The organism is Metabacillus sp. B2-18, assembly GCF_021117275.1.
Lineage (GTDB): Bacteria > Bacillota > Bacilli > Bacillales > Bacillaceae > Metabacillus.
Genome location: NZ_CP088245.1, coordinates 4,494,445 through 4,507,284, shown reverse-complemented (window position 1 = coordinate 4,507,284; position 12,840 = coordinate 4,494,445). Strand labels below are relative to the sequence as shown.

Sequence of the window (12,840 nt, the reverse complement as noted above, 5' to 3'; positions counted from 1 at the left end):
GCTATGAGGAAACTAGTCGGATTTTTTGCCATTATTCTTATGATTATTACTCCAGTTCATTTTCATGCCTCTGCCGAAGAAACGCCATCTGAGGTTACAGATGAATTTATGACGAAAACAAAGCCATTGAAAGGCAATCAGCAAGAACAATCAATTAACGAAGATGCTGTTGAAAATCGTGAAATGATTATTCAAGGAAACGTAGATTTATCTGAGTTCCATTCCTTAGGTCTAGAGTTAGTTGAAACAACTGATTTATCAAGCTCAAATACGACTCTCTATACATTTAAGATTCCTAATGAACTAGATTACGAGAATACTTTATTAAAAGTAAAAGAATTGAATGGTGTCGAGAATGCAGAGCCTAACTATAAAGTGGAAATGAGCGCTACTCCGAATGACTATTACTATTCAAATCAATGGTATATTCCAGCCCTTGATTTTCCTAAGTCCTGGAATTCATTTTCGTTTAGAAATGAAGTGAAAGTTGCGGTACTAGATACGGGTGTGAGCAAAGGCCATGAGGATCTGAAGGGTAAAGTGCTTAATGGTTATGACTTTGTGAATAATGATTCTGATCCAGCTGATGATCATGGTCATGGGACGAGTGTAGCTGGAACAATCGCAGCTATATCCAACAATAGAACGGGAATAGCGGGAATTAATCAAAATGTTAAAATCATTCCGGTGAAGGTTAGTGATCGTGAGGGCCACTCAACAGTTGAGAATCAAATTAAAGGAATCCATTATGCAATTGAACAAGGTGCAGACATTATTAATATGAGTTATGGAAGCTATTATTATTCTGATATTGAAAATGAAGCACTATGGGAAGCTTTTGAGCAAGGGATTACTCTGATTGGTGCAGCGGGTAATGATACAAGCAGAGAGCCGATGTATCCAGCCACATATCTACCAGTTATCAGTGTAGCTGCTACAGATCAAAGTAAAGCTCTTGCTTATTTTTCAAATCGTGGTGAGTGGATTGACCTTGCAGCACCAGGTGAGGACATGTATTCACTTCATTCAGAAGGTGGTTATTCGGTAGTAAGTGGGACATCTTTTTCAGCACCAGTTGTTGCTGGAATGGCATCCCTATTGTTAAGTGAACGTCCAGATTTAACTCCAAGAGAGGTTGAATGGCTTCTCGAATTAGGGGCAAACGGAAGCTGGAAGAAAGATTATGGATATGGAATACCTAATATGTATAAAACCTTAACTACATCACTTCCAGTCGAAGAAGAAGTTTCTGGTACAACAGAAGGTGCTTTTGATATTGGGTACTATGAATATCATTCGGAAAAGATGAATTTTCCATATGATTATGATGTGTATGTGTTTCATGTGGATTCGAATACAGATGTTGATATCAACCTTACAGGAATGTCGAATGAGCTTGATTTAAGCATCGATATTGAAAAGCTGGAAGGCTCTACCCTTGAAATGGTCGATTATATAGATGAATACGGCCTAGGAAAAGCAGAATCATACTCATTTCTCGCTTCACCTGGCACCTATTATGTGATTATTTCGGACTATCATAACCGTTGGTCGTCAACACCATATCAACTAAGTGTGATATCTACTAATCAAAATGTTCCATTAGTAAGTCCAACAGCTACAGTTCCATCAGGGAAATATACTCAACCGTTTGAGGTGAAATTATCGTCAACATCAAATAAACGAATTGTTTACACTCTTGATGGATCAACACCTTCTAGTGTGAATGGTCTTTCATATGTGAATTCTATTCCAATCTATGAATCAACAACAATTAAAGCAGCTGTTGTTAGTGGAACAGCTACAAGTGATGTTAGCACGTTTACGTATGAGCTGAATGATATGTTGATTCCGAACATTACGCTACCGGTTGATCACGACCATCCTTCGGCACGTGTGATTATCCGTCGAGATGGACTTGGGTTATACCGCAAAAATAGTGACAATACCTTTACTTATTATCGTGGTTTAACAAAAGGAGAACAACTCAAGGTATTCGGTGTTTCAGGTCATTACTATAATGTTGGCGGAGAGTATTACGTTAGACATCAAGAAGGAAAAACCATTGCTTACATTGGTAGGGCGTTAATTAAAGAGCCAACACCATTATATGATCCTAACGGAAATGTTTATCGCATGCTGCAAAAGGGCGAAGCGATTAAAGTGTATTCCTATAACGATCAAAAATATGAAGTTGGTGGCGGTTATACCATTAAGGCTGACAAAAAGAGCTTCTACCTAATGGGATACGTAAAACCTAAAAAAGATATTGTGTTATATGCTCCAAATGGAGCGAGGCACAGTACGCTGAAAAAGGGTAATTTATATTATGTGAAGAGCATCGGAAATGGAAAAGTGGATCTTGGGAACGGATATTATGTAGTTGATCGGAAAGAGGATTTTTATTTTATAAAAAATTAGAGCTGACAGATGTCGGCTCTATTTTTATAGGGGTAAAGTTGACTTGAAAAGTCTTAAATTAACATGGTGACATAAGCTTTTGTCACCATGAAAATTCGCATCCCAATTGGTTGGTGTTCAAAAAATATATTTAACTATCAGTGATAAAAAGTAACTGAGAGTTTAAATAAACGGAGTTTTTCCGGTTAGACTGAAGAATGGAGCTCGGTTGGGGGATATAAGCGGAATTTTTCCGGTTAAGCAAAGTAAAATGGTCCATTTTCGCCTTTTTTAATCCAATAAGCGGAATCTTTCCGTCTATATGAGCTAGATTTCATGATATTTTCTTTTTAAGAGGAATTTTTCCGCTTATTTTAGTATCTTATTTCTCGGCAATTCTTGAAGATTTGAAAATTGACTTAATTGGATGTTTATGTTGATATAAAAAATGCTTGGAGTATATATGTCTCCAAGCATTTTACTGTGTTGATTAACTTGCTAAATTTTAAATCAAGTGCAATTTATTGTACGAGAAGCAATGTTAATTAGTATTTTGTACTTCAGAATCGAACCCGTTAGTTTCACCTCGACAGTCCTCTTTTACGGCACAAACCTTTTCACAACCGGTATCTTCTGAAGAATCATCACAACAATCATACTTACAAGTAGTGTGAATGTCGCCAATATCGGAATGCCAGCCCAGGCACGCACGGTATGAGCGTGAATATCGTAGTTTTCCAAAAGAAGTAGGAAAATATATGGGTGCAAAAGATAAATTCCTAAGCTTGTTTTATTAATGATTGAAAATAAAAAGAACCGGCTTAAATCGAACTTAAAGTCCTGGAAGAATATAAACACTGCAATGGATAGAAATACAACAGGCATATTTAAATAATGATAGAAAAATCCATCAAAGAAGCCTTCGTTTTGAACTGTTAAGTCATAGGTGCCGCGAATGATCACGATGCTAGCGACGATTGCGAGTAGATACATCACTATTTTTGTGATTTTCGATAATCCATATCGATGCAGGTAATAGCCTAAAAGAAAATAGCCAATATAACCAGTTGCAGCTTCAACCTTTATATCAACGGTAATTTCATGAAATTTACTAATATAACTAAATACACTTGTCACGATAAAGCAAAGCAGTAAGTAATATTGTAGATTTTTCTGACTTGCACCAGCAATATAAACTTTTAAAACAGGGAGAATGAGGTAAATGGCAATAATCACATATAAAAACCAAAGATGATAATACACATCATTCTCAAAAAAAGCCTTTGTAATCATGAAAGGATCATTAATAATGACCTCTCGATTAATCTGAACAATTAAATAAAACGTGCTCCAACCAAGTAAGGGGATAATTACTTTACTAATGCGTTTACGGATAAAGATCATTGGCTTATCCGTTCTATCGGGATTGAGCAATAGAGCGCCACTTAGCATAAAGAAGATTGGTACACACCATCTTGTTAAAGAATCATAAATATTCCCTGTCCACCAGGTAGTGCTTGTAACAGTTTGGAACTTATATAAAATAGGGGCAGCGGCATGTAAAAGTACAACTGCAAAGGTTGCGACAATTCGTAAATTATCAAAATAAAAGATCCTCGATTTAGTCATGTAAAAAATCTCCTTGAAGTATATCTTCCTGTTATCTCGATTAAATTAGCTTTTGAAAAAATGGAAAAAATTATAACCTTTATTTTTGGGGGAAGTCGAATTCTGCAGAAAAATCCGCTCTATCAAAGAAAAATATACCAAATAAAATCTAGTAAATCAAAGCAGAAAAAGGAAATGACATTTTTTGAAAAAATCCTCACGACAATGTCGAAATTTGGTATGATTAGTAAGGTTATAGATTACGAGGTCATGAGGAGGATCTAAGGTTGAGGACGAAGCAATTATGTACTTTTTTCTTTTTATTCACGTTAGTAGTATTGTTCGCACTTCCAGAAAGCACGTCTGCTGCTTCTTATGTGAGCAATAATAAAGTTTATACGTACGAAATCATGGAGCAGGACATTAAGGAACTTGCACAAGCTTATCCTGATTTAATTTCATATAAAGTGATTGGGAAAAGTGAGTATGGTCGAAACATCTATGCGGTCTCACTAGGAAAGGGAACTTCGGTTGTTCAGGTGAACGGTTCTCACCATGCCCGGGAATGGATGACAACCATGGTCAATATGAACATGATTGATCAATATGCGAATGCCTATAAAAATGGTTCTTCTTATCATGGATATAATGTTAGATCCGTTTTAAACAACTCGACTATATGGTTTGTTCCAATGGTTAACCCAGATGGTGTTACTTTGCAGCAATTTGGTTTAAAGAAATTTCCTAGCTCAGATCATGCAGCAATTATTAAAATGAATGATGGTAGTATGGATTTCCGAAGATGGAAAGCGAATGCTAAAGGAATAGATTTGAACAGACAGTATGATGCTGATTGGAATAACATTTGTTGTAGTCCCGGACGTCCCTATTTTAAAAACTACCCGGGCCCAAGAGCTAATTACGCTAAAGAAACCATTACAATGGTCGACTTTACGAATAAAACAAAACCAGAAATGGTTGTAAGTTATCATAGTAGTGGTGAAATCTTATATTGGGATTTTCATCAAACTGGTTCATGGTACGATCGAGATCATGCTTTGGCAAAATCAATTGGAAAAACAACGGGCTATTCCCTTATTTACCCTAAAGGATATCAATCTGGTGGAGGACTTACAGATTGGTTTATCTCTCATTACAAACGCCCTGCGTTTACGATTGAAATTTCACCTTATGTAGGTGAAACAAGTGTACCACTTTCTTATTTCTCAAGTATTTGGAGCGAAAACAAAACAATTGGTCTTTACGCTGCAAACGAAGGTCATAAGTTATTTTTAACAAAATATAACCCAGTAAAGGCAGCAGCAACGAAAAAAGTAAACGATGCATTTTTAGCTAGTAAGTCACTAAGCCCTTATCACACAAGCAATCTTAAAACTACGGCAGATATTAAGGCTAGCACTTCATTTATCTCTCTATACAATAAGACTGGTAGTTTAATAAAAACAGCTGAACAATCGCTTACTGGTTTAACAAAGAGTGATCGTGACTTCCTATCACAATACATTGTGGAAGCGAAGAGTCGTAAGCTAGATGCAGCTAGATTTATAGATGCGGTTTATGTAGGAGATCAGCTTTTAGAGCAAAAAGGTCGTTTTACAACACTAATTAATCAAAATAAAATTGATGATAACTTTGTTGCTCAGTATAATGCGATGTCATCAAGCATTAACAAAGCTGAACAAGTGATGAGTAGTGTTTATGGTAGTCAATATCGTCAATTAACCCGAGATAAGTATATTAGTCCAAGTAAAATTGCTAGAGAATCAGTTATTTACGAAGTTTCTCGATATAACCTATTGAACATTATTGAGAAAGAACTAAATAACGAGCAATTTGAACAGATTGAAGAGAGATTCGCTGTATTAGAACGCTTAGAAGATCGTTCTGTTCAAATTAAGGAAGCGGGTAATAAATTATATCCTGGTAAATATCCTGATCATCCGGAAATTGAGGAACAGCTTGTTACTTTAAGAGAATCATTAATTCAGCAATATAAAAAAATTGTAGGAATTGATGAAGCTGTTTTCTTCTTCCAAGAAATTGAACAGTTATATACTGATTACGAAAGCTTAACAAAGATCAGCAGTGATTTAAGCTTACTTGATTCAATTCATCATGCTGAAGAACAAATAACGTTAATTGATGAAACATCTTTAGATGCTGAATCCAAAGTATTATATGATGAAGCCATTAGTAAGCTTTCTGAGTTAAGCACATTTAAAGAAGCAGTTCTACTAGGTGAAGAAATCCTTGTTCTGCAGGCAGAGATTGAAGCAGGACAAAGTGATGAGCAGAAACTAGCACTAGTAAATGAAAAGCAGCAACTTTTTAATGAGAAGGTTTCTACTCTTTTAAATGAATCTATCAAACAATTGTTACAAGAAACATATTCTATTCAATAAACGACATCAAAAACCCACAAATTAATTGTAAATTTGTGGGTTTTTCTCTGTTTTCAATCGAAAAATGAGATCAATTAAAGGGGGAATTGTCGAACTTTATTTTAATTTGTAAAGAAACTGTAATATAAAGCGACAAATTTAACGTTACTGTAACGTAACAGAGACAATATGCTTGGTAGAATAAAGAGGTACATTTAGAGAGGTGATTGTTATGAAGAAGCACTTATTCATTTTAATGTTATGTTCGTTTGTATTTTTGATAGCGCATTCTAAGGCCTTCGCGGATTCTACAATAAATGAACAGCAATTTATCCAAGAGAGTAAGAAATATTTAGGAGTTCCTTATCTTTTTGGTGGAATAACTCCAAGTGGTTTTGATTGCTCTGGATATATTAATTATGTGTTAAAAGAATATGGATATTCAGTACCTAGAACCGCCGCAGATATGTATGCCTCAAGCAATCTTACAAAGGTAAGTAAACCTGAAGTTGGAGATCTTGTCTTTTTTACTACATATAAGCCGGGTGCATCACATGCTGGTATATATATTGGTAATAGTGAGTTTGTTCATGCCTCATCATCTAAAGGTATTTCAGTAAGTAAGCTAGACGAATCATATTGGAATACTAGATATCTTGGTGCCAAACGTCTGGAAGGGCTGTCTACTTATTTAAACTCTGTTGATGCAGAAGCAAAGCAGCTTTGGCAAACAACTTCACAGCATTTTTTGACTTCAGACACAACAACACAAAATCAAGACGTGTTATCAACATATAACGAAATTCGTAAGCAAGCTGATAGTGGAGCAGCGAAAGAATATGTACTAAGAACAGCTCATGTAATAGATTCAGTTAATTTATCGTCGAATCTAGCAGGAAGCACAAAACAATTAACAGACACAATGATTACAAATCAAAGCTTAACAGATGAATCAGTTAATCTATATCATCAGCATTCATCAAATATAAAGAAAAGCGAAACAGTATTCAGTCGTTTATACGGTTCAGAGCTTCGTAAGCGATTTAACAATGAATCAATCACACCAGCTAAAATTGCTAAAGAAACAGTAATCTACGAGGTATCTATGTACGGTTTACTAGATACAATTGAACAAACAGTAGAAGCTGGAAATTTAGATGAAGCTGGTAATCTACTGGAAAAGTATGATAGACTAGAAAAACGAGCGAATGAAATTAAAGCCTATGGTAATACACTTCATGCAGGATCTTACCAAAGCCTTAATGAAATAAGAACACAGCTAGAAGAACGAAAGAAGGCTGTTGAAGAGATCATTCTATCGAACTAATAGGGGAGGAATCTGGCATGCGTAAGCTTAGTCTAAGCCTATTGATGATCGTCACGCTTGTTTTAAGTTCTATTAATCTATCATCAGTAGAAGCAGCGTACGATGAGTTATCGTATCAAAAGAAAAAAGAATTAATTGTTGAGGTAGCGAAACAATATAATATACCTCCTGAAATTTTAAAGGCCATTGCTTATAGCGAAACAGGCATGAAACAATTTGACAGTAACGGTAATCCGATTGTCAGTGATGACGGCGGAATCGGAATGATGCAAATCACTTTATCTGATCAAGAATTAGCAGATAAAAAGATTAGTAAGGAAAGGCTACTTACGGATACAGAGTACAACATTAAAATTGGTGCTCAAATCCTGAATGAGAAATGGAGTTATCCTTTCATCCCGAAAATCAATGATCATGATCGTACGAAAATTGAGCATTGGTATTTTGCAGTTTGGGCTTATAACGGACTATCAAAACGTAATGACCCAAATGAACATGCTGAGCCTTATCAAGAAAAGGTTTTTGATTATCTTAGAAGAGATAATACGGGCGTGAAAATTACAGCAACACCTAAAATCGAAACGTCTTATAAGAGTGATGGAACATTACAGTTTACAAAGCTTCAATATAATATTGATAGCTGGAACACACCTTCTGTACAGGCCATGGAAGCAGGAGATGTAGTTTATACATCTAAAAGCAGTTTGGCTAACGGTGTATCAAACCTTCGTGACTACCATGATACAGTTGGTTCCTCTATTACTGACAAAATTGAGCCGCTAAGTAAAGTGAAAATCTTAGCTGGACCATATGAGTCTACTAGTTCAGCAAACTTCTTTTCCTTCTTTAAAGTAAGTGTTAATGGTAAAGAAGGTTATATGGCAACATCGAATTTACAGGGAATGGAACCAGCAACACTTACAGTTCCTCATGCAACGTTCCCGACAAATCATCGTCAGCCGGTTGGTAGAGTAATCATTCGTGATGATGTTCCTTTGTTAAGAGATAATAAAGATGGTACGTTCACTATTACCGAAACGAATGAAGGAAACCCAACACTTGTAAAAGGTGAAATGATTAAGCTATTCGGTGCCATGGGTGATTACTATAACGTTGGTGGAGACTACTATATTAAACGTTATGATCCAAACATGGTTGTGATGATTGCTCGAGCTAACACAAGAGAAAATATTAAGCTATTTGTTTTGAAAGATGGTAAATTAACAGAACAAGGAACAACCTACGGACCAGGTCATAATCTAAGAGTATATGATTATGATAGCCAATATGTCTACGTTGGCGGATCTGAAGAAACCGGATTACAGGTTCTGAAAAATGATGGTTCTGTCCTACTTTACAAAGGTTTTGCGATAGCTAAAAAGCCGGTAAACATGTATGCGCCAGATGGCTCTATTCACAAAGTCATTCAACCAGGCGAACGTGCTAGAGTTTATTCAATCGATGGTAACCGTTTAAATGTCGGTGGCGGATACTACCTACCGAATGATAAAGGCTTAGTAAACTATTCCCCGCATTAAGAGGAATAAAACCCCACAGAAGAAACTTTGTGGGGTTTTTTGTATATTAAGAGAAAAGACATGAAATTCTTCCTTCTATTAAATTTGCCATAAAAATAAAAAAAGAACTTGGATCATAAAATCCAAGCTCTTCTCTCAAGCTATTCCGCCTTCTGCTCTCCAGTCAAAGGATACACCTTCCACTTAGATAAATCAGGCTGATGATTTACTATCAAATCCCTTGGGAAGATAAATGTCCAAGGCTTACTTGTGTTTGCTTTTACTTCTAATTTATTTAGTGTAAACACACCTTTTGCGACAACTTCTTTGTTAGCATCCTCAACAACAAGTGGAAGCTGTTCAAGATGAATGTTCTTTAAGCTGCCGTTTCGAATAAGAAGGGTAACAACAAGATTTTGTTCATCGTTGAATTTTGCTTCAAGCCCCATAATGTTAACTTCGTTTTGCTTAAGAGGAGGCATTTTTGCAACAAGCTGCTTGAAATGCTCTTTACGTTCTTTTGATAGGTTTTCTTCCCAGCTTTGTTCTAGGTCTAGCTGATGGATAGCGTTTGGTTTCTTTTTAAGTTCGAAGGCAATTTGCCAGTCTTCTAAGGAGATTCCTTCTTCATTGTTCCAGCTAGATTTTTCAAAAACAAATGACCAAGGGCGGCAGCTGTTTGCAGGAAGCTCTCCGAATTTTTCCATGTCGAACGTTTCTCTGGCAACGGCCTGTTTGTCTTTGTTGAGAATTAATAAATCTAATAGCTCAAACTTAATTCCTTTAGGAAGGGTATTACGAATAAATGCTGTGACATAAATCAAGTCATCAAATTCTTCTAGTTTAATTCCTGTAATCGAAATTTGGTTTTCTTTTAGCAAATCTAGTTGATTGTGATGAAATTGATAAACGTAATATTCTTGCTTGCTTAAATCCCAGTCAGGATGAATGGATAATGTTGTTTCAACAGTATCAGTTGTTGTCACGTTACTCATCCTCCTTTTCTATACTTTTTTTGAACGCATATACTTTTGTTGCCATATTGTATTGGAAGCTTGTCGTGCTTTCGTTGAAAAGCTCGAAGCCTTCCATCGTAAATAAACGATACGGATCTTCTTGGGCATAGCCACGTAAGTGAATGCCTTCTTTTAGGCTTTCGATGCGTTCCATATGCTCAAGCCACATTTGGTCCAATGTTTTGATCATGATATTTCTTACTTGATTTTTCACCGTTTCGTCTTCTAATAGCTCTGTTAGAGAAGCTAAGAATTCATTTGCAGTCGGCTGGATTAGCTCACGTAATTCATCTTCTTCAAGATCAACAAGTTCATTTTTGTTTAGTGTTAATCCAAATAACTCATTGATTTGATAGATGAAAAATTCAAGTTTGTCATCTTTTAGGTCAATATCATTTGTTACAGTCGTCTTAACAAGGTAATCAAGATATTCGTTCAATTCGCTTTCAAATTGCTCAGTAATATCTGATGTGTTAAGCAATTCATTGCGTTTACTATAAGTTACTTTACGCTGTTGATCGAGTACATCATCAAGCTTTAATAAATGAATTCTTGATGAGTAATGACTGTTTTCAACTGTTTCTTGAACTGTTGTAACAAATTTCAAAGGATTTGGACTAAGAATCAAACCTTCTTCGTTTGTTTTAATTTTTTTCTTATATTTCTCAAGCTCTTCATCGTCAAATTGATTCATTAGGTGATCTTCTAATGACAAAATAAATTGCGTTGAACCTGGGTCACCTTGTCGACCGGCACGACCTCTTAGCTGCATATCAATTCGTAGGCTTTCGTGTCGTTCTGTACCAAGAATATAAAGGCCACCAAGCTCAGCAACACCTTCACCTAGAAGGATATCTGTTCCACGACCAGCCATATTTGTTGCGATTGTGATCATTCCTCTTTGACCAGCAATAGAGATCATTTTCGCTTCTTCTTCAGCACTTTTTGCATTAAGCAGCTGGTGTTTCACATGTTCTTTTGTTAACAATTCTGAGATGGTTTCTGATTGCTCGATCGAGGTTGTCCCAATTAAAATTGGTCGACCTGTTTCGTTCATTTCTTTAACCAGTTGTACGACTTTATTATATTTAGACTCTAGGTCCTTATAAATTAAGTCTTCTTGGTCAATACGTTGGTTTGGACGGTTTGTTGGTACACTCACAACATCCATGCCGTACGTTTCTAAAAACTCTTTTTGAGCAGGAAGGGCGCTACCTGTCATTCCGCAAAGAGTTGAGTACATTCTAAAATAGTTTTGCACCGTAACAGACGCTTGTGTAATATTTTCTTCGTTAATTTGTAAGCCTTCTTTAGCTTCAATCGCTTGATGAAGACCATTGCTTAAGCTTCTGCCTTCCATAACACGACCTGTAAAGGAGTCCACCAATTCGATTTTTCCTTCGCGAATAATATAATCACGGTCTTTTTTGAAGATAAAATGTGCTTGTAGTGATTGATTAATGAAATGATAAAGCACTTGGTCGTTTGCACTATAAATGTTATCAATTCCAAAAGCTTTTTCAATCTTAGCAGCGCCTTGCTCTGTTAAGTGAACTTGTCTGTACGAAAGATTCAATTCGTAATCTTCTTCTTTTTTAAGAGATTTAACGAGCATAGACGAAATGGCGAAAAGCTCTGATGAAATGGTCGATTTGTTCGCAATCACTAATGGTGTTCTTGCTTCATCAATTAATGTGTTATCAATTTCATCAATAAGGGCAAAATGATGACCACGTTGAACTTTGTCAGCTTCACTGAGTACCATATGATCACGTAAATAATCAAAACCGAACTCTGTTCCAGTTCCATACGTAATGTCAGCATCATATGCAGCCTTTTTCTCAGCAGGTGATAAATCAGCAACATTTAAACCAACGTTTAATCCAAGGAATTGATGAATTTGTCCGATTAACTCAAAATCACGCTGTGCTAAGTATTCATTTGAAGTGATGACGTGAACGCCTTTTCCTTGAAGAGCGAATAAATAACTTGGAAGAGAAGCCATTAATGTTTTCCCTTCACCTGTTTGCATTTGCCCGATATTACCGTCTGTTAAAACGAGTCCACCTAACAGCTGAACGTCATAGTGGCGCTGATTAATGACGCGTGACGCGGCTTCTTTTACAACGGCGAAAGCTTCAACACGAATGTCTTTTAATGTTTTACCGTTTTGAATGGCCTCTTGAAAGTCAGCGGTTTTAGCGCGTAACTCTTCATCAGTTAAAGCTTGTAAATCTGCTTCTAATGCGTTAATTTGTTTTACTAGTTTTTCTAACTTTTTTATTTCAGAACGAGACTTTAATTTTGTATATTGATTTAACATAACTGACATGTCTGATTCCCCATTTTCCTCTAATGTTCGACCATAATTATATCATAACAAGTTTCGAGTTTTCCTACTACTTCCTTTTAATTGGTAGGGAATTAGAGGAAATGTTTCGAATATTAACCGGGTTTAGTTTAAACAATTTGTTCTTTTTTAAACTAAAAAGGAGATTTCTGGACACACTATTCGGGAGGTTACGCTAGAAATTGTCTAAATTACAAACATTACGATTATTACAATTAGA

General features: G+C 36.0%; 7 protein-coding genes. 4 read left to right on the top strand and 3 right to left on the bottom strand.

Translation table 11 applies throughout. The features are described from left to right. Positions 1-3: 3 nt before the first annotated feature. Positions 4-2,421, top strand: coding sequence for a S8 family serine peptidase (locus LPC09_RS22710; protein WP_231308438.1), 2,418 nt, complete (start codon positions 4-6; stop codon positions 2,419-2,421). A gap of 579 nt (positions 2,422-3,000) precedes the next feature. On the opposite strand, the gene LPC09_RS22705 is transcribed toward LPC09_RS22710, so the two are convergent. After that, entirely contained in the window at positions 3,001-4,029 is a 1,029-nt protein-coding gene (locus tag LPC09_RS22705; protein WP_121663661.1) for an acyltransferase, read from the bottom strand. A 266-nt stretch (positions 4,030-4,295) separates the two neighbouring features. Between LPC09_RS22705 and LPC09_RS22700 the strand changes: the two genes are divergently transcribed. From LPC09_RS22700 to LPC09_RS22690, 3 genes are all read left to right on the top strand, one after another. Further along, a complete protein-coding gene (locus LPC09_RS22700; protein ID WP_231308437.1) occupies positions 4,296-6,431 on the top strand; it encodes a M14 family zinc carboxypeptidase in 2,136 nt (711 codons plus the stop codon). 211 nt (positions 6,432-6,642) lie between these two features. After that, complete coding sequence (locus LPC09_RS22695; RefSeq protein WP_231308436.1) at positions 6,643-7,737, top strand: NlpC/P60 family protein; 1,095 nt, start codon at positions 6,643-6,645, stop codon at positions 7,735-7,737. Between the two features lie 17 nt (positions 7,738-7,754). Then, positions 7,755-9,275, top strand: a complete 1,521-nt coding sequence (locus tag LPC09_RS22690; RefSeq protein WP_231308435.1) for a lytic transglycosylase domain-containing protein — start codon at positions 7,755-7,757, stop codon at positions 9,273-9,275. A 140-nt stretch (positions 9,276-9,415) separates the two neighbouring features. On the opposite strand, the gene LPC09_RS22685 is transcribed toward LPC09_RS22690, so the two are convergent. Next, on the bottom strand, positions 9,416-10,240 hold the full coding sequence (locus tag LPC09_RS22685) for an accessory Sec system S-layer assembly protein (protein WP_231308434.1): 825 nt from the start codon (positions 10,238-10,240) through the stop codon (positions 9,416-9,418). Between the two features lies 1 nt (position 10,241). After that, positions 10,242-12,602 (bottom strand): accessory Sec system translocase SecA2, encoded by a 2,361-nt coding sequence (secA2, locus tag LPC09_RS22680; RefSeq protein WP_231308433.1) that lies wholly within the window; start codon positions 12,600-12,602, stop codon positions 10,242-10,244. Positions 12,603-12,840: the final 238 nt, after the last annotated feature.

What these genes read in the sequence shown, in the direction of transcription:
- LPC09_RS22710 (WP_231308438.1), top strand. Translation starts at nt 4, where the DNA reads ATGAGGAAACTAGTCGGATTTTTTGCCATTATTCTTATGATTATTACT.
- LPC09_RS22705 (WP_121663661.1), bottom strand. Translation starts at nt 4,029, where the DNA reads ATGACTAAATCGAGGATCTTTTATTTTGATAATTTACGAATTGTCGCA.
- LPC09_RS22695 (WP_231308436.1), top strand. Translation starts at nt 6,643, where the DNA reads ATGAAGAAGCACTTATTCATTTTAATGTTATGTTCGTTTGTATTTTTG.
- LPC09_RS22690 (WP_231308435.1), top strand. Translation starts at nt 7,755, where the DNA reads ATGCGTAAGCTTAGTCTAAGCCTATTGATGATCGTCACGCTTGTTTTA.
- secA2 (WP_231308433.1), bottom strand. Translation starts at nt 12,602, where the DNA reads ATGTCAGTTATGTTAAATCAATATACAAAATTAAAGTCTCGTTCTGAA.